Source organism: Streptomyces sp. NBC_01244, from assembly GCF_035987325.1.
Taxonomy (GTDB): Bacteria; Actinomycetota; Actinomycetes; order Streptomycetales; family Streptomycetaceae; genus Streptomyces.
Genome location: NZ_CP108488.1, coordinates 2,826,047 through 2,848,652 on the forward strand (window position 1 = coordinate 2,826,047; position 22,606 = coordinate 2,848,652).

Consider the following 22,606-nt stretch of genomic DNA (forward strand, 5'->3'; position numbering starts at 1 on the left):
CCCTGGATCGAGCGGATCCCAGGGGTTCGTTCCTAGGCCCGCTCGGCGGCCAGTTCACGCACCGCGTCGGCGAACGCGTCCCCACGCTTGCTGTAGTTCGCGAACATGTCCATCGAGGCGCAGGCAGGTGCCAGCAGAACCGTGTCGCCGGGCTCCGCGAGCCCGGCCGCTTCCCGGACCGCCGCGAGCATCGCCCCAGTGTCGGTCCGTGCGAGGTCCACGACCGGGACCTCCGGGGCGTGTCGCGCCAGTGCCTCGGCGATCAGGGCCCGGTCGGCGCCGATCAGGACGACGCCCCGCAGCCGCTTCGCCGCCTTCTGCACGAGCTCGTCGAAGGTGGCGCCCTTGGCGAGGCCGCCGGCGATCCAGACGACCGGCTCGAAGGCCGCCAGGGAGGCTTCCGCGGCGTGGGTGTTGGTGGCCTTGGAGTCGTCCACGTACGTGACCCCGCCGACCTCGTCGACGTGGCTGACCCGGTGGGCGTCCGGCCGGAAGTCGCGCAGTCCGTCGCGGACGGCGCGCGGCTCCACGCCGAAGGCGCGGGCCAGGGCCGCCGCGGCGAGGGCGTTGGCGATGTTGTGCGGGGCCGGCGGGTTGACGTCCGCGACCTCGGCGAGTTCCTGGGCGTTCTTCCGGCGGTTCTCCACGAAGGCCCGGTCGACGAGGATGCCGTCGACGACGCCGAACATGGAGGGGCCGGGGGCGCCGAGGGTGAAGCCGATGGCCCGGCAGCCCTCTTCCACGTCGGCCTCGACGACCAGGTCCTCGGTGGCCTTGTCCGACGCGTTGTAGACGCAGGCCACCGTGTTGCCCTCGTAGATCCGGCCCTTGTCGGCGGCGTACGCCTCCATGGAGCCGTGCCAGTCGAGGTGGTCCGGTGCCAGGTTCAGGACGGCCGCGGAGTGGGGGCGCACCGAGGGCGCCCAGTGCAGCTGGTAGCTGGAGAGCTCGACGGCGAGTACGTCGTACTGCTCCTCGCCGAGCACCACGTCGATGATCGGGGTGCCGATGTTGCCGACGGCCGCCGTCCGCAGCCCGGCCGCCTTGAGGATGGAGGCGAGCATCTGGGTGGTGGTGGTCTTGCCGTTGGTTCCGGTGATGGCGAGCCAGGGAGCCGGTTCCCTGCGGGTCTCACCGGACCGGGCGGCGCGCTGGTCCTCGGCGACCTCGCGCAGCAGCCAGGCGATCTCGACGTCGCCGACGACGTCCACGCCGGCGGCGGCGGCTGCCGCGAACAGCGGGCTGTCGGGCTTCCAGCCGGGCGAGGTGACCACGAGGTCCGTCCCCTCGGGCAGGGTCTGCGCGTCCGCGAGGCGTACGGAGATGCCCGCCGCCTCCAGCTCCGCGGCCCTCGCGCGGTGGCCCTCGCTGTCGCCGCCGTCCACGACGGTGACGACCGCGCCCAGCCCGGCCAGGGCGCGCGCGGCGCTGATGCCGCTCACGCCGAGGCCGGCGACGGTGATGTTCTTGCCGTGCCAGGCGGTCACTTGTCGGCTGCCCATCCCGCGTAGAAGACTCCGAGGCCCACGATCACGCACATGCCCTGGATGATCCAGAACCGGACGACGACCAGGACCTCCGACCACCCCTTGAGTTCGAAGTGGTGCTGGAGCGGTGCCATCCGGAAGACGCGCTTGCCGGTCAGCTTGAAGGAGCCGACCTGGATGACGACCGACATGGTGATCAGGACGAAGAGGCCGCCGAGGAGGGCCATCAGGAACTCCGTGCGGGAGCAGATCGCGAGGCCGGCGAGCGCGCCGCCGAGGGCCAGCGAACCGGTGTCACCCATGAAGATCTTGGCGGGCGAGGTGTTCCACCACAGGAAGCCGAAGCAGGCGCCCATCAGGGCGGCGGCGACGACCGCGAGGTCCAGTGGGTCGCGCACTTCGAAACAGGCGTTCGGGTTGGTCAGGGTCTGCGCGTTGGCGCAGGACTCCTGGTACTGCCAGACGCCGATGAAGGTGTAGGCGCCGAAGACCATCACGGCGGCGCCGGTGGCCAGGCCGTCGAGACCGTCGGTCAGGTTCACGCCGTTGGACATCGCCAGGATCATGAACAGCGCCCAGACCACGAACAGCACCGGGCCGATCGACCAGCCGAAGTCCGTGACGAACGACAGCTTGGTGGAGGCCGGGGCGAGGTCGCGCGCGTCCTTGAACTGCAGGGAGAGCACCGCGAAGGCGATGCCGACGATCAGCTGGCCGGCCATCTTGGCCTTGGCCCGCAGACCGAGCGAACGCTGCTTGACGATCTTGATGTAGTCGTCGAGGAACCCGACCACGCCCATGCCCGCCATCAGCATGAGCACCAGCACGCCCGAGAAGGTCGGCTGGCTTCCGGTGATCACCTTGGTGAGGGCGTACGCGATCAGCGTGGCCAGGATGAAGGAGATGCCGCCCATGGTGGGCGTGCCCTTCTTCCCGGCGTGACCGCGCGGCCCGTCGTCCCGGATGAACTGGCCGTAGCCCTTGCGGGCCAGCCCCTTGATCAGCAGCGGGGTGCCGATGAGCGTGAGGAAGAGTCCGATGACTCCGGAGAACAGGATCTGCCTCATCGGCCGGCGACCTCGCCGTCGAGCAGGGCCTGGGCCACCCGCTCCAGGCCGGCTGACCTGGAAGCCTTCACCAGCACGACGTCCCCCGGGCGCAGTTCACTGCGCAACAGGTCGACCGCCGCCTGTGCGTCGGACACGAGCACCGACTCCTCACCCCACGAACCCTCGTTATATGCGCCCAGTTGCAGCCAGGAGGCTTCCCTGCCCCCGACCGCGACCAGCTTGCTCACGTTGAGCCGGACGACAAGCCGTCCGACCGCGTCGTGCTCGGCGAGCGCGTCGTCTCCGAGCTCGGCCATCGGGCCGAGCACCGCCCACGTGCGGCCCCCGTTCGCCTTGCCGGCACCGCCCATCGCGGCGAGTGCGCGCAGTGCGGCCCGCATGGACTCGGGGTTTGCGTTGTAGGCGTCGTTGACGATCGTCACGCCGTCCGCCCGCTCGGTGACCTCCATCCGCCACCGGGACAGGCTGCCCGCCCCGGAGAGCGCGGTGGCGATCTCCAGTGCGGACATGCCCAGTACGTGGGCGACGGCGGCCGCGGCGAGCGCGTTCGACACGTGGTGCTCACCGTACAGCCGCAAGGTCACGTCGCTGCACCCGGTCGGTGTTCGCAATGTGAAGGAAGGCTGTCCCCTGTCCGTCATCCGGACCTCGGTGGCCCTGATGTCGGCGTCCTCGGCCTCGCCGAACAGCACCGTACGGGCCTTCGTGCGCCCGGCCATGGCGCGTACCAGCAGGTCATCGGCGTTGAGGACGGCGATGCCGCCCTCCGCCTCGGACGGCAGGGCCTCCACGAGCTCGCCCTTGGCCTGCGCGATCTGCTCCCGGCCGCCGAACTCTCCGATGTGCGCGGTGCCCACGTTGAGGACCAGGCCGATGCGCGGGGGCGTCAGTCCGGCGAGGTAGGCGATGTGGCCGATGCCGCGGGCGCCCATCTCCAGGACCAGGTGCTGCGTGTCCTCGGTGACCCGCAGCGTCGTGATCGGTAGGCCGATCTCGTTGTTGAGGTTCCCCGGGGTCCACACGGTCGGCGCGTGGTGCTGCAGGACCTGGGCGATCAGGTCCTTGGTGGAGGTCTTGCCGGCGGAGCCGGTGAGGGCCACCACATCGGTGCCCAGACGTTCGACCACGGCACGGGCGAGCGCACCGAGGGCGGCCACCACGTCGGGGACGACGATGGCCGGGACGCCGACGGGCCGGGTCGCGAGGACCGCCACCGCTCCGGCGGCCAGGGCGCGTTCGGCATAGTCGTGGCCGTCCACCCGCTCCCCGACGAAGGCGGCGAACAGACTGCCGGCCGCGACCTCGCGGGAGTCGTAGACCACGGGACCGGTGACCATGACGGACGGATCCGGTATGTCGTGGGGCTGCCCGCCGGTGATCTCGGCGATCTCGGCGAGGGAAAGGGCGATCACTGGTTCACCTCGGCCTGTCGGGGACGCTGGCGTGCTTGGGTCTCGATGGCCGCGCGCAGGACCGCGCGGTCGTCGAAGGGGCGTACGACGCCCGCGGTGTCCTGGCCCTGCTCGTGGCCCTTGCCGGCCACCAGCACGGTGTCGCCGGCCTCGGCGCGCGCGACGACGGCGGCGATGGCCGCCGCCCGGTCGGCGTCGACGAGGACGGTGCCCCGCTCGGCGGGCGGCACGGAGACGGCGCCGCGGAACATCGCGGCGAGGATCGCGAGGGGGTCCTCGGAGCGCGGGTTGTCGGAGGTCAGTACGGCGGTGTCGGCGAACCGGGCGGCCGCGGCGCCCATCGGGGCCCGCTTGGTGGTGTCGCGGTCGCCGCCGCAGCCGATGACGACGTGCAGTTTGCCGGTGGTGACCTCGCGCAGGGCCCGCAGGACCGATTCGACGGCGTCCGTCTTGTGCGCGTAGTCCACGACGGCCAGGTACGACTGCCCCGCGTCGACCCGCTCGAGACGGCCGGGCACCCCGGGGACCGCGGCGACGCCGTCGGCGGCGGTCTGCGGGTCGAGGCCGGCGGCGGCGAGCGTGACGACGGCGGCGACGGTGTTGGCCACGTTGAACGGGCCGGGCAGCGGGGCGGTGGCCGTGACCCGCTCGCCCGCCGGACCCACCAGGGTCAGGGTCGAGTCCATGTGACGCGAGACCACGTCCTCGGCCCGCCAGTCGGCGGCCGGGTCGCCCGCGGCCGAGAAGGTGACGACCGGGATCGGCGACTCCTTGGCCAGGCGGCGGCCGTACTCGTCGTCGATGTTGACCACGCCGAGGCGGGCGCGGCGCTCGGTGAAGAGCTGCGCCTTGGCCTGGAAGTAGTCCTCCATGTCGGAGTGGAACTCCATGTGCTCCGGGCTCAGGTTGTTGAAGACGGCCACGTCGAAGACGCAGCCGTCGACCCGGCCGAGCACCAGGGCGTGGCTGGAGACCTCCATGGCGACCGCCTCGACGCCGCGTTCGCGCATGACCGCGAAGAGCGCCTGCAGGTCGGTGGCCTCGGGCGTGGTGCGCTCGGACTTGATGCGCTCGTCGCCGACGCGCATCTCGACGGTGCCGATGAGCCCCGTCCTGCGTCCGCCGCCGCGCAGTCCGCCCTCGACGAGGTACGCCGTGGTGGTCTTGCCGGAGGTGCCGGTGATGCCGATCTGGAGCAGGTCCCGGCCCGGCCGTCCGTAGACCGCCGCGGCCAGTTCTCCCATCCGGCCGCGCGGGTCGACGACGGCGAGGACCGGGAGTCCGGTGGCCGCGGCGCGCTCCGCGCCCGCCGGGTCGGTCAGCACGGCGGCGGCGCCGAGGGCGGCCGCCTGCGCGGCGAAGTCCGCGCCGTGCAGCTTGGCGCCCGGCAGGGCCGCGTACAGGTCTCCGGGGCGCACGGCACGGGAGTCGTGCGTGATGCCGGTGATCCGCGTCTGCGCGCCGGGAACTTCCACTCCCAGCAGCTCCGCCAGCTCGCCGAGGGGGATCGGGCGGACGGACAGGGGACGTGGCGCTCCCGGCGGCGCTGCCGGTGCGTCGTTCTGGGTGGTTCTGGGCTGATCAGCGTGGGGCACGGCGGTGAGCGTACCGGGCCCGGCGGGCCGCTCGCGAAGCGAGGGCCCGGCCTCGGGGGCGGCGGACGCGTGGTTCCCGGATTCGGGGGTGATCGTTGTCACTGATGGGGCCTCACGCTTTTCTGGGGCGGGCCGGCCGGGACGGCGGTCACCGGCCGGGCTGCGGGCTCGGCTGGGAGCCGGGCTGCGCGCCGGCTTCGTAGGTGACCGGGAGTCCGGCGGGGGCGGTTCCGGTGGGAGCGACCTGGAGGGTTTTGAGGGCGAACTCCATGACCTTCTTGTAGATGGGCCCGCAGATCTGGCCACCGAAGTAACTGCCCTTGGTGGGGTTCTGGATGGCGCAGTACACGGTGATGCGGGGGTTGTCCGCGGGTGCGAAGCCCGCGAAGGAGGCGGTGTAGCCCTTGTAGCGGCCGGTGGCCGGATCCACCCGGTTGGAGGTGCCGGTCTTGCCGCCGACCCGGTAGCCGGGGATCCGGGCCCTGGTGCCGGTGCCCTCCTGGTCGTCGACCACCGACTCCAGCATTTCCGCGAGGGTCTTGGCGGTCTCCTGGCTGACCACCTGGTTCTTCGCGGGCGCCGGGGCCGGGGTGAAGCGGCCGTCGGGGCCCCTGGTGCCGCGCACCAGGGTCGGGGCGATGCGGACCCCGCCGTTGGCGATCGTCGAGTACACGGAGGCCGCCTGCATGGCGTTGAGGGACAGGCCCTGGCCGAAGGGGATCGTGTACTGCTGGGAAGTGGACCACTTCTCGGGCGGGGCGAGGATGCCGCGGGACTCGCCCGGGTAGTTCAGGCCGGTGGGCCTGCCGATGCCGAACTTGTCCAGGTACGAGAACAGGACCTTGTTGGCCTCGGGCTGTGTCGGGCCGAGCTGGCCGGTGGCCAGGATGGTGCCGATGTTGGAGGACTTGGCCAGGACCCCGTTGAGGGTCAGGTACCAGGTCGGGTGGTCGATGTCGTCCTTGAAGAGCCGGTCGCCGCGGTGCAGCCGGTTGGGGACCTCGACGTGGGTGTCGGGCTTGGCCTTCTTCTCCTCCAGGACGGCCGCCATCGACATCACCTTGGCGGTGGAGCCGGGCTCGTACACGTCCTGGAGCGCGGCGTTGCCCATGGCGGCGGAGCTGGCCTTGGACAGGTCGTTGGGGTCGAAGCCGGGGGCGTTGGCCATGGCGAGGACCTCGCCGGTGCGGGTGTCCTGGACGATGACGTACCCGCGGTCGGCCTCCGACTTGGCGACCTGCTCGGTGATGGCGCTCTGCGCGGCCCACTGGATGTCGCGGTCGATGGTCAGCTCGATGTCCTCGCCGGGCACGGCGGGCTTCTCGCTGGAACCGGCGGTCGGCACGCGGCGGCCGCCCGACTGGGCGTACGTGAGCTCGCCGTCCTTGCCGGACAGCTTCTTGTCGAGGGAGGACTCCAGGCCGCCGCCGCCCTTGCCCTCGGCGTTGACGTAACCCAGTATCCCGGCGGCGAGGTCGCCGTTCGGGTACACGCGCTTGCTGCTGTTCTCGTTGAACACTCCGGCCAGGACGTTGGCGCCGGGCCCGTTGTTGGCCTTGTCGGCGGACGCCTTCTCGGCGAAGACCTTCTTGAGGCCCTTGATCTGGTTCCAGACCTGGGGGGTCTGGCGGCGCGCGAGGATGACGTAGCGGGTGTTCTTCGTCTTCAGCCGCGCGGTGAGCTCCTTGGCGTCCTTACCGAGGATCGGCGCCAGGAGGGCGGCCGCCTGCTCGGGGGCGTCGGGGGCCTTGCTCTCCTGCACGGTGAACATGTGCGGGTCGGCCGTGATGTCGTACGCGTCCACGCTGGTGGCCAGCGCCACGCCCTTGCGGTCGGTGATCTCCCCGCGCTCGGCGGCCAGGGTGTGGCTGGCGAACCGGTTCTCGGAGGCCTTGGCGGAGTACGCGGACGCGTCGACCGCCTGCACCTGGAGCAGCCGTACGACGAACGCCAGCATCACCAGCGTCAGCCCGACGCTGACCAGCCGCAGGCGGGGCTTGGGGGCGCCGAGCCGGATCGTGTGCGGCTTCCTCGCGGGGGCGGGGCGGCGGGTGGCGGGCCTGGCGGCCGGCCGCGCGGAAGCCCGCGCCCGGTCCCCGCCGGGCCGGGGCCGCCCGGGCCCGGGCACCCGCCGCCGCGGCGGCTCCTGAGGGCTCATGCGGCAGCCCCCCGGAAGTATGCGGAACCCGGCTGCGCCGGGGCCCCTGGGGCTCCGCCCCAGACCCCGCTCCTCAAACGCCGGAGGGGCTGGATTTGGCCGGCGTCAGCCTGAACGTGCACGTCTGTGAGCTGAATGGCCCGAAGGGCCATTCCAGCCCCTCCGGCGTTTGAGGAGCGGGGGTCCGGGGGCCGGCCCCCGGCGACGGCGCCGCGCGCGGCAACGGGTCCGGGGCGGAGCCCCGGGGAACGGTGGAAGGGCGGGTAGGGGACCAGCCCCGCAGGGGTACGCGTCACTACGTCACCGTCCAGGGGTCTGGGAAGGCTGCGTGGCTCCGCCCGACGGGGCGGCGGGGGCGGCGGGGGCCTGCCCCGGGGAGGCTGGGGCGGCGGTGCCCGAGGGGGCAGGGGCCGGAGCGCCGGCCGGGCTCGGCACCGCCCCGCCGGCGGACGCCGAAACGGGCGACACGGAGACGGCCGGCGGCGACGGGGGCGGGGGCTCGGCGGCCGGCGACGCTGCCCCGGCGACCTTGCCGTCGGGACCGATGAAGACCGGGCTGCCACCGGGCACCAGACCCAGCTCGTGCGCCCGCCGCTGCAACGCGTCGGGCGCCGAGTAGCCGTCCACGTCCCGCTGCAGCGCCTGCTCCTCGTCCGTGAGCGTGGTGGTCTCCCGCTTCAGCTTGCTCAGCTGGAAGGAGCCCTCGTTCAGCGCCGAGTTCAGCAGCAGCAGGCTGATCAGCCCGCCGCCGAGCAGCGCCACGACCAGCAGGACGAACGGGGTCCGTGCCGCCTGTCCGGCGACCGGTCCCCCCAGCACCCGCCCCAGGCGTTTCACAGCCGCGCCTCCCGGATGCGCTCCACCCCGCGGCAGCGGGCCGGCGCCGCACGCCGGTTCTCCGCGATCTCCTCCTCCGTCGGCAGTTCCGCGCCGCGCGTCAGGAGCTTCAGCTTCGGCTGGTACTTCTCCGGTACGACCGGCAGCCCGGGCGGGGCCGTCGAGGTCGCGCCTGCGGCGAAGACCTGCTTGACGAGGCGGTCCTCCAGGGACTGGTACGAGAGCACCACGATCCGGCCGCCGACCGCGATCCGGTCCACGGCCGCGGGGATGGCCCGCTCCAGTCCGGACAGCTCGCCGTTGACCTCGATGCGCAGGGCCTGGAAGGTGCGCTTGGCCGGGTTTCCGCCGGTCCTCTTCGCGGCCTGCGGCAGGGAGTCGCGGATCAGTTCGACGAGGCGGGCGCTGTTGGTGAAGGGATCCTTGTCCCGTTCGCGCACCACCGCGGACACGATCCGCTTGGCCTGCTTCTCCTCGCCGTACTGGCGCAGGATCCGGACCAGCTCGCCGGGGGCGTAGGTGTTGAGGACCTCGGCCGCGCTGATGCCCGTCGTCTGGTCCATCCGCATGTCGAGCGGGGCGTCCTGCGCGTAGGCGAAGCCGCGGTCGGCCTCGTCCAGCTGCATGGAGGAGACGCCGAGGTCGAAGAGGATGCCCTGCACGGTGGGGATGCGCAGGCCGTCCAGTACCTCGGCGAGGTCGGCGTAGATGGCGTGGACGAGGGTGACCCGGTCGCCGAAGGGCGCGAGGCGCTCCCCGGAGAGGCGCAGGGCTTCCTTGTCGCGGTCCAGGCCGATCAGGTGGGCCTCGGGGAACCGGGTGAGCAGGGCCTCGCTGTGGCCGCCGAGGCCGAGGGTGCAGTCGACGACGACGGCCCCGGGCCTCTCCAGTGCCGGGGCCAACAGGTCCAGGCACCGCTGGAGCATCACCGGGACGTGTCGGGACTCGCTAGTCAAAGCGCCCTCTCAGATAACGGCGCGGCAGGCATACGCCGCGCCGCGCACGCGGAGTCTTACCAAAGGGCCGGGCGGCCGGTCAGGGCCGGGCTCCGGCCGGTTCGCGTCACTTTAGTGCAACGGTCGCCGCGGTCAACGAACCGCCCCGCGCGCCGTGCGCCCCGCTGCGACCGAAGCGGCGAATGCCGCGAATCACCCGGACGGCTGCGTGCGCCTCACCCCTGTGGGTTAGCTCACAACAGGACCGGGTGACCTTCTTTGTCCACCCTCACTCCATGCTCATACGGGCTGTGACCACTAACGTCGTATGCATGACGACTTCCGTACCCCTGCCCGCCGCCTCCGCGCCCAAGGCCGCCGAGGCGCCCTCCGTCACCGATCGCCTGGTCGACTCGAACCGCGTCTACGCCGCGAAGTTCGCCGACCCCGGCATGGACGCCCGCCCGGTCCTCCAGGTGGCCGTCGTGGCCTGTATGGATGCCCGCCTCGACCTGCACGCCGCCCTCGGCCTGGAACTGGGCGACTGCCACACGATCCGCAACGCCGGCGGGGTGGTCACCGACGACACCATCCGCTCGCTCACCATCAGCCAGCGGGCGCTCGGCACCCGCACGGTGATACTCATCCACCACACCGGATGCGGTCTCGAAAGCCTGACCGAGGACTTCCGGCACGAGCTGGAGGACGAGGTCGGCCAGCGCCCCGCCTGGGCCGTCGAGGCCTTCCGCGACGTGGACCAGGACGTCCGCCAGTCCATGCAGCGGGTCCGTACGAACCCCTTCCTGCCCCACAAGGACGATGTGCGAGGCTTCGTCTTCGACGTGCACACCGGGCTCCTGCGGGAGATCGATCCCACCTCTTGAGTGACACCAGGGCCAAGCGCCGTCAAGAATGCGGGGAGACGTCACCCGGAAACACTTCCGGGCCGGTGTCCGCGTTGTTGATTGCTCGCGATTTCTGAGGTGTTTCGGGGTGGGCCGGTCATGCGCCATGGTGCGCCGGCCCTGGGAAAGGGTCGAGGAGAACCAGGTGACCACGTATGACGACCGAGCGAGCCTCGCGGATCTGACCAGCACGGCGCAGCAGGTGCGGGAATCGATCGAAAGCGTGATCGAGGGCAAGCCGGAAGTGGTCCGCCTCGCGCTGACCGTCCTGCTCGCCGAGGGGCATCTGCTGATCGAGGACGTTCCCGGCGTCGGCAAGACGATGCTGGCCAAGGCCCTCGCCAAGTCCATCGACTGCTCGGTCCAGCGGATCCAGTTCACGCCCGACCTGCTGCCCTCGGACATCACCGGCGTCAGCATCTACGACCAGCAGCGCCGGGAGTTCGAGTTCAAGCCGGGTGCGATCTTCGCGCAGATCGTCATCGGCGACGAGATCAACCGCGCCTCCCCCAAGACCCAGTCCGCGCTGCTGGAGTCGATGGAGGAGCGTCAGGTCACCATCGACGGCACCACCTACGTGCTGCCGAGCCCCTTCATGGTCGTCGCCACCCAGAACCCGGTGGAGATGGAGGGCACCTATCCCCTCCCCGAGGCCCAGCGCGACCGCTTCATGGCCCGGGTGTCGGTGGGCTACCCCAGCCCCGAGGCCGAGCTGCGGATGCTCGACGTGCACGGCGGGCTCTCCCCGCTCGACGATCTGACGGCCGTCGCGCACGCCCACGACATCGGCAAGCTCATCGAAGCCGTCCGCGAGGTGTACGTGGCCCCGCCCGTGCGGCGCTACGTCGTCGACCTGGTCTCCGCCACCCGCAGCCACCCGGACCTGCGCCTGGGCGCCTCGCCCCGCGCCACCCTGCACCTGCTGCGGGCCGTGAAGGCCTCCGCCGCCCTGGCCGGGCGGGACTACGTCCTGCCCGACGACGTCCAGGCCCTGGCCGGACCGGTGCTCGCGCACCGGCTGCTGCCCACCGCGCAGGCCCAGCTGAGCCGGCGCACCGCCGAGCAGGTCGTCGCCGACATCCTCCAGCGCACCCCCGTACCGGCCGCGCCCTCGCGCGGCGAGATCCCGCCCGGCGCGGGCATCCGGGGCTTCTGATGAGCGCCGGCGCCCCGCACGACGCGGGCGGCCGGGGTCCGCAGTCCGCCGGGAGCACGGCCGGGCTGCGCGCGTCGCTGGCCGGGCTGACCACCCGCGGCCGGTCCTTCCTGGCCGCCGGGATCGCCGCCGGGCTGTGCGCGTACGTCCTCGGACAGTCCGAGCTGCTCCGGGTCGGGATGCTGCTCGCCGTCCTGCCGCTGCTCTGCGTCCTGGCCCTGCACCGCACCCGCCACCGGGTCTCCGGCACCCGCCGGCTGACCCCGATGCGGGTGCCCGCCGGCTCCGAGGCCCGGGTGCAGCTGCGGCTCGACAACACCTCCCGGATGCCGACCGGCCTGCTGATGCTCCAGGACCGGGTGCCGTACGTGCTGGGGCCCCGGCCGCGCTTCGTCCTGGACCGGGTGGAGCCCGGCGGCCGCCGCGAGGTGTCGTACCGGGTCCGCTCCGATCTGCGCGGCCGCTACCCGCTAGGCCCGCTCCAGCTGCGCCTCACCGACCCCTTCGGGCTGGTCGAGCTGACCCGCTCCTTCTCCGCCTACGACACCCTCACCGTCATCCCGCGCACCGAGGCGCTGCCCCAGGTCCGCTTCGCCGGCGAGTCCTCCGGCTACGGAGACGGCAGCCGCCGCTCGCTGGCCCTGGCGGGCGAGGACGACGTGATCCCGCGCGGCTACCGGCGCGGCGACGACCTGCGCCGCGTGCACTGGCGCTCCACCGCCCGCTACGGCGAGCTGATGGTGCGCCGCGAGGAGCAGCCGCAGCGCAGCCGGGCCACCGTCCTGCTGGACACCCGGCGCCTCGCCTACGAGGGCGCCGGCCCCGACTCCGCCTTCGAATGGGCCGTCTCCGCCGCCGCGTCGGCCCTGGTGCACCTGCTGGAGCAGGGCTTCTCGGTGCGGCTGCTGACCGATACCGGGGACTGCGTGCCCCGCGAGGGCGGCGGCTTCACCTCCGGCGGCCAGGAGTCCGCGGAGGCGGCGGGGCTGCTGATGGACACCCTCGCGGTGGTCGGCCACTCCGACGGCGCGGGCCTCTCGCGGGCCTGCGACGCGGTACGGAGCAACGGCGCCGGCAGTGGCCTCGGCGGAGCGGGCGGGGACGGGCTCCTCATCGCCTTCTTCGGAGACCTGGACGACGTACAGACGGGACTGGCGGCCAAGATGTGCCGCCGCGGCGGAGGCGCCGTGGCCTTCGTACTGGATTCCGCGGACTGGTCCGGGCGTCCGCCGGGGCTGGCTTCGGTGATGTCCCAGGGGCTGCCCCCGCTGGAGGAGCGCCTGGCCGGGCTGCGCGACGCGGGCTGGACGGCGCTGGCCGCCCCGCCCGGGGTGGCCTTCGGGGAGCTGTGGCGGCAGGCGGGCAACGCGCCGATCGGCACGGCGGGCGGTTCGGGTTCGGCGGGGGGCTGGGGATGAGCGGACGGGCGAGACTGACGGTCTTCGCGGCCCTGGCGACGCTGTTCACCGCCTGGTCGCTGAACCCGCTGGTGGAATCGGGCGGCTGGCTGCCGCAGGCGGCGCTGCTGCTGGCGCTGCAGAGCGCGGTGGGCGCGGGGGCGCGGCGCGTGCCGCTGGCCCGGACGCTGACCGTGGCGGCGCAGGTCCTCGTATCGCTGCTGGCGCTGATGCTGCTGTTCGGCGGGAAGATGCAGTCCGTCGCCGGCGACGGACTGCTGGACTATCTCGTGACGGACTTCGGCGCGCTGTTCCGCCAGGGCGTGCAGGACGTGAACGAGTTCTCGATGCCGGCGCCGCTGACGGACGGGATCCGGCTGCTGCTGGTGTCCGGGGTGCTGCTGATCGGGCTGCTGGTCGACCTGCTGGCGGTGACCGTACGGACGGCCGCCGCGGCCGGGCTGCCGCTCCTCGCGCTGTACTCGGTGGCGGCGGGCCTTTCGGGCGCGGCCACCGGCTCCGGCGGCGCGTCCTGGTTCTCCTTCCTGCTGGCGGGCACCGGCTACCTCCTGCTCCTGCTGTCCGAGGGCCGCGACCGGCTCGCGCAGTGGGGGCGGGTCTTCGGCGCGGCTGCGCCCTCACGCGGCAAGGTGGCGGCCGGATACACCGGCGGCGCACAGGCACTCGCCCCGGTGCGCACCGGGCGGCGGATCGGCGCGGTCGCGCTGGGTCTGGCGCTGGCCGTGCCCGCGGTGCTGCCCTCCCTGGGCACCGGAGTGCTGGGCACGGGCGGCGGCACGGGCGAGGGCGAGGGCAACGGCCTCGGCCCGTCGATCCAGGCGGTCAACCCGCTGGTCTCCCTGCAGAGCAGCCTGAACACCCAGGACAACCGGGTGGTGCTGCGCTACCGCACGGACAGCCCGCAGCTCAGCGAGCAGTACCTGCGGATCCTGGCGCTGGACGAGTTCAACGGCATCAAGTGGGAGGCGTCGGGGCGGGCCCTGACGGACGTCCCGAAGCGGATGCCCAACCCGCCCGGGGTCAGCGACGGCGTGCTGAACGGCGCGACCGAGGTGCAGACCTTCATCTCCTCGGCGCAGACGTACGCGCAGCGCTACCTGCCGATGCCGTATCCGGCGACGGGGGTGGACATCGCCGGGAAGTGGCGGTTCGAACCGGCCGGGCGGACGCTCGTCGGGGACCAGCTGGGCAAGGACAAGTTCCAGAACGCCCAGGGCGTGCAGTACTCGGTGCGCAGCCTGCTGCTGAACCCGACGGCGGCGCAGCTGCGCAGCGCGCCGGCCGCGAACCCCGAGATCGCGACCGAGTACACGAAGGTTCCGGACAATCTGCCGGAGGTCGTCGTCCGGACGGCCCGCGAGGTGACCCGCGGCACGAAGGACGACTACTCGGCGGCGGTCAAACTCCAGGACTACTTCGCGGTGAGCGGCGGGTTCCGCTACGACACGAAGGTGTCCTCGGGTACGGGTTCGCAGGCCATCGCCAAGTTCCTCGCCGACAAGGAGGGCTTCTGCGTCCACTTCGCCTTCTCGATGGCCTCGATGGCGCGCACGCTCGGGATCCCGGCGCGGGTCGCGGTCGGGTTCACCCCTGGGGTGAAGCAGTCCGACGGCGTCGTCAACGTCTCGATGCGGGACGCGCACGCCTGGCCGGAGCTGTACTTCGAGGGCGTGGGCTGGACCCGCTTCGAGCCGACGCCCCGGTCGGGCATCACGGTGCCGGACTACAGCCGGCCCGCCACCCCGCAAACCCTGCCGAACGTGCCGACCGCGGCCCCGTCCGCGAGTGCGGCGCAGCCTTCGGCCGGGCCCTCGACGGCGGACGACTGCCCCGCGGACCAGAAGAAGCTGGGCGAGTGCGGTCCGGCCGCGGCGCAGCGGAACACGGGCGCGGGTGGCGACGGCCCCTCGGCGGGCACCGTCCTGGCCTGGACGGCCGCCGGCATCCTGCTGCTCGCCCTGCCGGTCCTCCCGTTCCTGTGGCGCGGCCGGCTGCGGGCGCGGCGGCTCGGCTCGGGGCAGGTCCTGGCCGCCTGGCGGGAGCTGGGCGACACCGCGTGGGACGTCGGGATCACCCCGGACGAGGCGCTGTCCCCCCGGGGGGCGGCGGACCGGGTGGTGTCCCTGGGCCGGCTGGACGCGGAGGCGGCCGATGCCGTACGCCGGGTCGCGGGCGCGGTGGAGCGGGAACTGTACGCACCGCCGGGCGCGGAGCCCTCGTACGGGGAGCTGGCGCGGGACGTCCTGGCGGCCCGCGCCGGGCTGCTCGCCGGGGTGTCCCGCCGGTCCCGGCTGCGCGCGCTGTTCCTCCCCCGCTCGGCGGCCCGGGTCGGCTGGGCCGCCTCGGCCCGGTGGGCGGCACTGACCGACCGCGCGGCTTCGGCCGCGGCCCGGATGCGTACCCAGATCCCGCTGCGCGGCCGCGGCTGACGGCGGGCGGGCGGAGCCTGCGGGGCTGTCCCCTACCCGCCCTTCCACCGTTCCCTGGGGCTCCGCCCCAGACCCCGCGCCTCAAACGCCGGCGAGGCTGGATGTATCCAGCCCGTCCGGCGTTTGAGGACCGGGTCCGGGCAGAGCCCGGGGAACGGGCGAAGGGCGGGTAGGGAACTTTGCCCCTCGCAGGGGCACCACCCGCGGCCGGGGCCGGGCTTCGTACGCGGAACGCGAAAAGGGCCGGGGCCGGGGCTCGATCCCCCCGAGCCCCGGCCCCGGCCGTGTTCCCACCCCGTCGGCCGGAGAGACCCGGTCCGCACCTGCCGCCCCGTGTCGGCGGTGCGAGCCGGGTCCCTGTCCGTCGCCCCCAGTCTGGCGTGCCGACGACCCGCACCCCATCCGCGCAGGTACTCATTTCCGCGTCTAGGTACGGATACTCACCCGCCCCACCAGTTCTACGCGGCCCCACCGCCCCCGCGGCACCGCCGATCGGGGGGCACCTGGCACACCGGTCAAGCACAGCGGTCACCCGTCAGCGGTTCCCGCTCACCCGGCCCCGCAGCAGCAGCGACAGCGCCGAGTGCACGTCGTCCAGCGACCGTTCGCTCTGGAAGGACTGCCAGTCCAGCGCCGCCACCAGCACCATCCCCACCAGCGCCGCGGCCGTCAGCGGCACGTCGATCTCCGCGCTCAGCTCACCCCGTTCCACGCCTTCGCGGAGCACGGTCTCGACGACGGCGACGGCCTCCCGCCGGACGACCATCAGCGTGGACTGCCAGGTCCGGTTGGTGCGCCACAGTTCGGCGACGTAGAGCTGGGTGAAGGCGGGGTACCGGTCGATGAAGACCAGTCCGGCCCGGATCATCTCGTCGAGCGCCTCGACCCGGGTCCCGCCCCTGGCCTCGGTGGATTCCGCCGCCGTCCGCAGGGACTCGGTCAGGAGTCCGACGCCGTGCCGCAGCAGCTCCTCGAAGAGGTCGTTCTTGCTGGCGAAGTTGTAGTAGACGGTGCCCTTCGCCACGCCCGCCCGCTCGGCGATCTCGTCCACCGTGGTCGCGGAGAAACCCTGCTCCGCTATGAGGGTGACGGCCGCTTCGTAGAGCTTCTGCCGTGTGGCCTGGCGGCGGCCGCCGCCCCCGGCCGTACCGGTGCTGCTGCTTTCCATGGCGCTGATTCTCACAGGTCACCCTGTCCCTTCGGGCTACAGGCTCAGTTCGGGGCGCAGCCGGTCCATCGTCCACACCTGCTTGCCGCGGGCGGCGAGTGCGGTGAGCGCGAGGGCGCCGGCCGTGAAGGCGGTGAGGACGGCGCAGCCCTGCCAGACCGGGGCGAGGTCGCCGCCGGTGATGAGCCGGCGCAGGCTCTCGACCACGTACGACATGGGCAGGTAGGGGTGGATGGCGTTGAAGAAGCCGGGGCTGGTCTGGACGGGGTAGGTGCCGCCCGCCGAGGTCAGCTGGAGCATCAGGACGGCCAGCACCAGGATCCGGCCGGCCGCGCCGAACTTGGCGTTGAGCCACTGGACGATCGCGGCGAAGCAGGCGGTGACCAGCATCAGGAAGCCGACGGTGAGCGCCGGCCGGGCCATCTGCAGGCCGAGTCCCCAGTGCAGTACGGACATCAGTGCGCCCACCTGCGCGGCGCCGATCCCGGCCACGGGCAGCCAGCCCGCGAAGGCGATCCGCCAGGGCGAGGCTCCGGCGGCGAGGGCCCGCCGGTTGAGGGGTGCGATCAGCATGTAGGCGACCATCGCGCCGACCCAGAGGGAGAGCGGGATGAAGTACGGGGCGAAGCCGGTGCCGTAGTTGGGCGCCTTGTGCAGGGACTGGTTGGCGAGCCGCACCGGGTCGGCCATGACCTCGGTCCGGGCGTCGCGCTGCTGCTGGTCGTAGGCCGGGATCTTGCCCGCGCCGTCGTGCAGGCCGCCGGCGAGTTCGCCGTTGCCGTCGACGAGCTTGACCAGGCCGCCGTCGAGGTCGTGCGCGCCGGCGCCGAGCTTGCCGACGCCCGTGCCGAGTTCGCCGGAGCCCTTGGTGGCGGAGCCGATGCCGGTGTGCAGCCGGACCATGCCGGCGGAGACCTTGTGGGCGCCGTCGTTGAGGGCGTTCACCCGGGTGACCGCGGCTTCGAGGTCCGCGGAGAGGCCGGGGGCCTTCGTGGCGAGGAGCCGGGCTTCGCGCTCCAGGTCGGCGAGCTGCTTGTGGAGGGTGGCGAGGTCGCCGTTCGCGTTCTTGACCAGGGTGTCGACGTCACCGGCGAGTTCGGCGGCTTCGGCTGCGTCGTCCTTGAGCTTCTTCAGCTGCGGGCAGGTTTCGGGGAGCGGCTTGGCGCCGGTGGTGCAGGTCTTCGCGTAGACCTCGGCGGCGCCGGTGGAGACGCGCTGGGTGACGGTGGCGGCGGCCGGGGCCGCCTTCGCGAAGGCTTCGAGGTGCTTGTTGACGACCTTGGCGGTGTCGGCGACGAGTTCGGCGCTGGCCGCGAGGCCCTTGGGGTCCTTGAGGAAGGGACGGGCCTTGTCGGCGACGCCGCCGACCTTGTCGGCGAGCGTCTGGGTGCCGGCCGCGACGTCCTTCGTACCCGTTTCCAGCTGTCCGGCGGCCTCGTTCAGCTTCTTCAGTCCGCCGGTGAGCTCGCCGTTCTTCTCCTTCGCCGTGTCCAGGCCGTTGGCGAGGTCCTTGGCGCCCTTCTGCGCCTTGCCCGCCCCGTCCGTGAGCTTGTCGGCTCCGTCGGCGGCCTCGGCGGTCTTGTCGTGGAGGTCGGAGAAGTTCACGAAGATCTTGTCGAGGAAGCCGCGGGAGGCGTTGGTGGACGCCGCCGAGCGGACCTCGGAGAAGACGGTGCGCGAGATCGAGCCGACGATGTAGTTGTTCGCGTCGTTGGTGCGGACCTGGAGGGCTCCGGTGGCGGGGTCCTCGCCGGAACTGGAGGCGATCTTCGCGCTGAAGTCGGCGGGCATGGTGAGGGAGAGGTAGTACGTGCCGTTCTCCAGCCCCTCGGCCGCCTCCTCGGCGCTCACCTCGCGCCAGTCGAAGGTCTTGCTGTCGTGCAGCTTGCGGGTGATCTCGCCGCCGGCGTCGATCTGCTTCCCGTCGACGGTGGCGCCCCGGTCGGAGTTGACGAGGGCGACCGGCACCTTGTCGAGACGGCTGTAGGGATCCCAGAAGGACCAGAGGTACAGGGCTCCGTAGAGCAGCGGCAGCAGGAGCAGCGCGACGAGGGCGGCCCGGGGCAGCTTCCCCCGCCCGAACCGCTTCAGCTCAAGCGCGGCCAGCTTCGGCGAGCGCATCGTCGTCCCCCTTCGTGTCGTGCGAGTCGTGGGCGGCGGCCGTGACGTCGGCGTCGGCATCAGTGCTGGTGTCGGCGCCGGTGTCAGTGCTCGTGCCGGTGTTGCCGTCGGAGTCGTGCGGGGTGGTGGACTCGGCACCCCAGGTGACCTTGGAGTTCATGGGCCGGGGCACCACGGCGGATCCCTCGGCCGGGTCGGTGACGGGTTCCGCGGGCGGGTCGGCGGCGGCCTCGGGGCCGGTGCGCAGGACCGTCGCGTCGGACGGGGCCTCGCTGCACACCGCGAGGACCGTGGTCCCGCGGGCGGCGAGGGAGCGCAGCAGGTCCCAGGCCTCGGCGCGCTCGGCGCCCGAGAGCTTGAGGTCCAGGTCGTCCACGGCCAGCAGGCGCGGCGAGCCGAGCAGCGCGATGGCCACCGACAGGCGTACGGATTCCAGCCGTTCCAGGTCCCGTACGGAGGTGCGCGGACCCTTCGGCAGGGCGGCGACGTCCAGTCCGGCGGCGTCCAGCGCGGCGTCGATCCGGGCCGCGGTGGAGGCGCGGCGCTCCCCGCGCGGGCGGAGCAGGGCGCGGACGGGGCCGTCGTAGCGGCGCTGGAGGAGTGCTCCCTCGCGCAGCTGCTCGGCGACGGTGAGGGCCTGGTCGAGGTCGTTGACCCCGGGTACCGGGCCGAGGGCGGCGATGCGGCGGACCGCGGCCATCTTCTTCGGCAGCCGGTGGCGGCCGATCTCGGCGTGGCCCTCGGTGGGCTTCATCCGGCCGGTGAGGGCGAGGAGCAGGCAGGTCCGCCCGCTTCCGGAGGGGCCTTCGACCGCGATGAGCGAGCCGGGCGCCGCGTCGATGCCGACGCCCCGGAACACCCAGCCGCGCGGGCCCTTCACTCCGAAGTCCTCGGCCTTGACGGCCGCGCCGTGCGGGCTGTCCACACCCTCCCCCTTCTTTTGAACTGACCAGTCAGTTCAAAAACTAGCATCCTCCGCCGCACCCGCTGCGCAGAGGGCGGCAGTTGACCGGCCACGGATCCGGACCTAGGGGCGAAACTGCAGGTCAGCGCGATTGTCAGTGGGCGCCGTCACGATGGGGACATGCAAGAACGGCTCAAAACGTAGGAGCTACACCAGGCAGCGCTAAGCGCACGCAACGACAGGAGGTTCGTCATGGCCACACCGTCCCCGTCCCCTGTCCACCCCGTCCCCCGGAAGTCGGCGGCACCCCCCGCCGCCCTCGACCTGCTCGCCAAGGCCCACGAGGGCCTGGCCGAAGCCGCCCGGCTGACCCGGCCCAACGAGCGGTACGCCACCGCCCATCTCGCCGCGCTGCGCGCCGCCGCGGCCGTGCTCGCCACGCGCGGGCGGCCCGAGCCGGTACATCCGCGGCGCAGGCCTCGGATCCGCAGCGCGTGGGAGGTGCTCCCGGAGATAGCGCCCGAACTGACCGAGTGGAGCGCGCTCTTCGCCTCCGGCGCGGCCCGCCGGGCACGGGCGGAGGCCGGCATAGCGGGAGCGGCCACCGGCCGGGACGCGGACGATCTGGTGCGTGCCGTAGCGATGTTCCTGCGCCTGGTGGAGCGGATGCTCTCGCTCCGCCCGCCGGCGCCGGCAGGCCCGGCCCAGGGCCTGCCGCCGCCTCGGACGGAGCGTCCGGACGCGGGATGACCTGCCCGGCAGTCAGAGGCAATAGGGTGGGCAGCGACCGCTCACCCAACGTGCCGAGGAGCCATCAGCCGTGTCGGACACTTCCCGCCCCCGCGCCTCCCTCCGCACCGCCGTGGTGTGGGAGGTCCTCAAGGAGGCGCTCGACCGCCGGGTGAAGGCGACCGGGCGGGACGTGCTGGACGTGCTCGACACGGGTGGTGGTACCGGCAAGTTCGCCGTGCCCGTGGCCCACCTCGGCCACCGGGTCACCGTGGTCGACCCGAGCCCCAACGCGCTGTTCGGGCTGGAGCGCCGGGTCGCCGAAGCCGGTGTGGCCGATCTGGTCCGCGGGGTGCAGGGCGACGCCCAGGGTCTGCTCGATGTCGTCGAGCGCGATTCCTACGACGTGGTGATCTGCCACGGCGTGCTGGAGTACGTGGACGACCCGGCCGAGGGCGTGGCCAACGCGGTGGCCGCCCTGCGGCCCGGCGGCATCCTCAGCCTGCTCGGCGCCGGACTCGGCGGGGCCGTCCTGGCCCGCGCCCTGGCCGGGCACTTCACGGAGGCCCGTACGGCCCTGACCGACCCGGCCGGCCGCTGGGGCGCGGGCGATCCGGTACCGCGCCGCTTCACCGCCGAGCAGCTCTCCGCCCTGGTTTCCGAGGCCGGTCTGGCCGTGGGCTCGGTGCACGGGGTCCGGATCTTCGCCGACCTCGTCCCGGGCGTCCTGGTCGACACCGAGCCGGGCGCCGTCGAGGCCCTGCTGCGCCTGGAAGAGGCCGCCGCCGAGCTCCCCGCGTTCCACGCGGTCGCCACGCAGCTGCACGTCCTGGGCGAGAAGCCCGCCTGATCTGCGGATTGACGGGAACGCGGTGCGCCACTCACCCTCCGAACCGGCGTCGTGACCCGTATGATCGGGGTCAGCGCCCGGCATGCCGAGCGGACCTCTGGGGAATAACGCCCTCAGTGGGCCGTTCAAGACGGCGCTGAGCATTCCCCAAGCGGTACTTTTTACGGGCAGTGTTTTTTTAGAACGTGGCGTAGAGGGCGGGTATCACGGGGGCGATTCCCCGCCTATCCTGAAGGGGACCCCTGGTCGCTACCCCCCGCGACCGACGGATGAGGAGGACTCCCGTGCCGCTCTCGGAGCACGAGCAGCGAATGCTCGAGCAGATGGAGCGAGCGCTGTACGCCGAAGATCCCAAATTCGCTACAGCGCTTGAGGGAAGCGGACTGCGCACGTACACCCGGCGACGGGTCTACCAGGCAGTCGCAGGCATTGTGGTGGGTATCGCGCTCCTCATGACCGGTGTGATCGTGCCGAACGTACTGTGGATCAGCGTGGTGGGATTCCTCGTCATGCTGGGCTGTACGGTGCTCGTGGTCACCGGTTGGCGCAAGGCACCCAAGCCTGGTGAGCAGCCCGCCTCCGGTAGTGCAGGCGGTTCGCCCCAAGGGCAGAACCGGCAGCGTCGGTCGATGATGACCCGTATCGAGGAACGGTGGCAGCGCCGCCGTGACGAACAGGGGCAGTAGGCCCTACGGACAGACTCGGGTGAGGGGACGGCCGCCGGAAGGCGGCCGTCCCCTCACTGCTGTGCGTCTGCCCGATTCCGCGATTCCGCGCCGGATCCCGGATGCTGGGACATGATGATCAGATGAGTGTGCTCCCCCTGGTCTTCACCAGCGGCTGGGCCAGTGGGATCAACGCCTACGCCGTGGTCCTGCTGCTCGGCATCTTCGGCAGGACCGGACTGACCGACGAGGTCCCCGCGTCCCTGCAACGTACCGACGTGCTGATCGTGGCGGCAGCCCTCTTCCTCTGTGAGGCGGTCGCCGACAAGATCCCGTACGTGGACTCCCTCTGGGACACCGTCCACACCGTGATCCGCCCCGTGTCCGGAGCGGTGGTCGGCGCGCTGCTGGCCGGGCAGAGCGGCTCGCTCTCCGACATCACGGCCGGCGCGGTCGGCGGCTCCACCGCCCTGGCCAGCCATTTCGTCAAGGCCGGCACGCGCATGGCGATCAACACCTCGCCCGAGCCGTTCAGCAACATCGCCATGAGCACCGCCGAGGACCTCGGCGTGGGCGGGATCGTCACCTTCGCGATGTTCAATCCCGAGGCCGCCGCGATCATCTGCGCCGTCCTGCTGATCATCGGACTCGCCCTGCTGATCTACCTCTGGGCCAAAATCCGCCGCTACCTGCGCCGCCGCGCCCAGCGCCGCGAGGAGAAGAGACTCGCCGCCGAGGTGGCCCGCGTCGCTCGATAGGCTCAGCGG

At 72.5% G+C, this 22,606-nt stretch carries 18 protein-coding genes; 8 read left to right on the top strand and 10 right to left on the bottom strand.

What is annotated here, in order from left to right:
* Nucleotides 1–32 precede the first annotated feature (32 nt).
* The 7 genes from murD to rsmH form a co-directional block, all read right to left on the bottom strand.
* On the bottom strand, nt 33–1,502 hold the full coding sequence (gene murD, locus OG247_RS12515; protein ID WP_327252308.1) for a UDP-N-acetylmuramoyl-L-alanine--D-glutamate ligase: 1,470 nt from the start codon (nt 1,500–1,502) through the stop codon (nt 33–35).
* Nucleotides 1,484–2,554, bottom strand: coding sequence for a phospho-N-acetylmuramoyl-pentapeptide-transferase (gene mraY, locus OG247_RS12520; RefSeq protein WP_327252309.1), 1,071 nt, complete (start codon nt 2,552–2,554; stop codon nt 1,484–1,486). The genes murD and mraY overlap by 19 nt, the downstream gene beginning before the upstream one ends.
* Nucleotides 2,551–3,969, bottom strand: coding sequence for a UDP-N-acetylmuramoyl-tripeptide--D-alanyl-D-alanine ligase (locus OG247_RS12525; RefSeq protein WP_327252310.1), 1,419 nt, complete (start codon nt 3,967–3,969; stop codon nt 2,551–2,553). Before OG247_RS12525 ends, mraY begins: the two co-directional genes overlap by 4 nt.
* The gene (locus OG247_RS12530; RefSeq protein WP_327252311.1) at nt 3,966–5,666 is read right to left on the bottom strand and encodes a UDP-N-acetylmuramoyl-L-alanyl-D-glutamate--2,6-diaminopimelate ligase; all 1,701 of its coding nucleotides are present in this window, start codon (nt 5,664–5,666) and stop codon (nt 3,966–3,968) included. The genes OG247_RS12525 and OG247_RS12530 overlap by 4 nt, the downstream gene beginning before the upstream one ends.
* A gap of 46 nt (nt 5,667–5,712) precedes the next feature.
* Nucleotides 5,713–7,722 carry a peptidoglycan D,D-transpeptidase FtsI family protein gene (locus tag OG247_RS12535; RefSeq protein WP_327252312.1) on the bottom strand — a complete coding sequence of 670 codons (2,010 nt, stop codon included), beginning with the start codon at nt 7,720–7,722 and terminating at the stop codon, nt 5,713–5,715.
* A gap of 300 nt (nt 7,723–8,022) precedes the next feature.
* On the bottom strand, nt 8,023–8,559 hold the full coding sequence (locus OG247_RS12540; RefSeq protein WP_327252313.1) for a hypothetical protein: 537 nt from the start codon (nt 8,557–8,559) through the stop codon (nt 8,023–8,025).
* Entirely contained in the window at nt 8,556–9,485 is a 930-nt protein-coding gene (gene rsmH / locus OG247_RS12545) for a 16S rRNA (cytosine(1402)-N(4))-methyltransferase RsmH (RefSeq protein WP_430625757.1), read from the bottom strand. Before rsmH ends, OG247_RS12540 begins: the two co-directional genes overlap by 4 nt.
* A 341-nt stretch (nt 9,486–9,826) precedes the next feature.
* Here rsmH and OG247_RS12550 point away from each other — a divergent pair, with 341 nt between their 5' ends.
* The 4 genes from OG247_RS12550 to OG247_RS12565 all read left to right on the top strand — a co-directional run bounded on the left by OG247_RS12550 (nt 9,827) and on the right by OG247_RS12565 (nt 15,402).
* On the top strand, nt 9,827–10,378 hold the full coding sequence (locus OG247_RS12550; protein WP_327252314.1) for a beta-class carbonic anhydrase: 552 nt from the start codon (nt 9,827–9,829) through the stop codon (nt 10,376–10,378).
* Between the two features lie 166 nt (nt 10,379–10,544).
* The gene (locus OG247_RS12555) at nt 10,545–11,555 is read left to right on the top strand and encodes an AAA family ATPase (RefSeq protein WP_327252315.1); all 1,011 of its coding nucleotides are present in this window, start codon (nt 10,545–10,547) and stop codon (nt 11,553–11,555) included.
* Entirely contained in the window at nt 11,555–12,973 is a 1,419-nt protein-coding gene (locus tag OG247_RS12560; protein ID WP_327252316.1) for a DUF58 domain-containing protein, read from the top strand. The genes OG247_RS12555 and OG247_RS12560 overlap by 1 nt, the downstream gene beginning before the upstream one ends.
* The gene (locus tag OG247_RS12565; RefSeq protein ID WP_327252317.1) at nt 12,970–15,402 is read left to right on the top strand and encodes a transglutaminase family protein; all 2,433 of its coding nucleotides are present in this window, start codon (nt 12,970–12,972) and stop codon (nt 15,400–15,402) included. Before OG247_RS12560 ends, OG247_RS12565 begins: the two co-directional genes overlap by 4 nt.
* 535 nt (nt 15,403–15,937) lie before the next feature.
* Here the strand turns inward: OG247_RS12565 and OG247_RS12570 are convergent.
* Genes OG247_RS12570 through OG247_RS12580 form a run of 3 tightly spaced genes read right to left on the bottom strand, consistent with a single transcriptional unit; the run spans nt 15,938 to nt 19,616 of the window.
* The gene (locus OG247_RS12570) at nt 15,938–16,585 is read right to left on the bottom strand and encodes a TetR/AcrR family transcriptional regulator (RefSeq protein WP_327252318.1); all 648 of its coding nucleotides are present in this window, start codon (nt 16,583–16,585) and stop codon (nt 15,938–15,940) included.
* 21 nt (nt 16,586–16,606) lie between these two features.
* Nucleotides 16,607–18,691 carry a YhgE/Pip domain-containing protein gene (locus OG247_RS12575; RefSeq protein ID WP_327252319.1) on the bottom strand — a complete coding sequence of 695 codons (2,085 nt, stop codon included), beginning with the start codon at nt 18,689–18,691 and terminating at the stop codon, nt 16,607–16,609.
* Nucleotides 18,663–19,616, bottom strand: coding sequence for an ATP-binding cassette domain-containing protein (locus OG247_RS12580; RefSeq protein WP_327252320.1), 954 nt, complete (start codon nt 19,614–19,616; stop codon nt 18,663–18,665). Before OG247_RS12580 ends, OG247_RS12575 begins: the two co-directional genes overlap by 29 nt.
* 231 nt (nt 19,617–19,847) lie before the next feature.
* On the opposite strand from OG247_RS12580, the gene OG247_RS12585 reads away from it, so the two are divergent.
* The 4 genes from OG247_RS12585 (at nt 19,848) to OG247_RS12600 (ending at nt 22,597) form a co-directional block, all read left to right on the top strand.
* Nucleotides 19,848–20,345, top strand: coding sequence for an SAV_6107 family HEPN domain-containing protein (locus OG247_RS12585; protein WP_327252321.1), 498 nt, complete (start codon nt 19,848–19,850; stop codon nt 20,343–20,345).
* 70 nt (nt 20,346–20,415) lie between these two features.
* Nucleotides 20,416–21,174, top strand: coding sequence for a class I SAM-dependent methyltransferase (locus OG247_RS12590; RefSeq protein WP_327252322.1), 759 nt, complete (start codon nt 20,416–20,418; stop codon nt 21,172–21,174).
* 284 nt (nt 21,175–21,458) lie between these two features.
* Nucleotides 21,459–21,860 carry a DUF3040 domain-containing protein gene (locus OG247_RS12595; RefSeq protein WP_266909422.1) on the top strand — a complete coding sequence of 134 codons (402 nt, stop codon included), beginning with the start codon at nt 21,459–21,461 and terminating at the stop codon, nt 21,858–21,860.
* 122 nt (nt 21,861–21,982) lie between these two features.
* A complete protein-coding gene (locus OG247_RS12600; RefSeq protein WP_327252323.1) occupies nt 21,983–22,597 on the top strand; it encodes a DUF4126 domain-containing protein in 615 nt (204 codons plus the stop codon).
* Nucleotides 22,598–22,606 lie beyond the last annotated feature (9 nt).

Bases quoted from the DNA above. Each gene is read 5' to 3' on its own strand.
- murD (WP_327252308.1), bottom strand. From the start codon at position 1,502: ATGGGCAGCCGACAAGTGACCGCCTGGCACGGCAAGAACATCACCGTC.
- mraY (WP_327252309.1), bottom strand. From the start codon at position 2,554: ATGAGGCAGATCCTGTTCTCCGGAGTCATCGGACTCTTCCTCACGCTC.
- OG247_RS12575 (WP_327252319.1), bottom strand. From the start codon at position 18,691: ATGCGCTCGCCGAAGCTGGCCGCGCTTGAGCTGAAGCGGTTCGGGCGG.
- OG247_RS12585 (WP_327252321.1), top strand. From the start codon at position 19,848: ATGGCCACACCGTCCCCGTCCCCTGTCCACCCCGTCCCCCGGAAGTCG.
- OG247_RS12550 (WP_327252314.1), top strand. From the start codon at position 9,827: ATGACGACTTCCGTACCCCTGCCCGCCGCCTCCGCGCCCAAGGCCGCC.
- rsmH (WP_430625757.1), bottom strand. From the start codon at position 9,485: ATGCTCCAGCGGTGCCTGGACCTGTTGGCCCCGGCACTGGAGAGGCCC.
- OG247_RS12565 (WP_327252317.1), top strand. From the start codon at position 12,970: ATGAGCGGACGGGCGAGACTGACGGTCTTCGCGGCCCTGGCGACGCTG.
- OG247_RS12560 (WP_327252316.1), top strand. From the start codon at position 11,555: ATGAGCGCCGGCGCCCCGCACGACGCGGGCGGCCGGGGTCCGCAGTCC.
- OG247_RS12535 (WP_327252312.1), bottom strand. From the start codon at position 7,722: ATGAGCCCTCAGGAGCCGCCGCGGCGGCGGGTGCCCGGGCCCGGGCGG.
- OG247_RS12600 (WP_327252323.1), top strand. From the start codon at position 21,983: ATGAGTGTGCTCCCCCTGGTCTTCACCAGCGGCTGGGCCAGTGGGATC.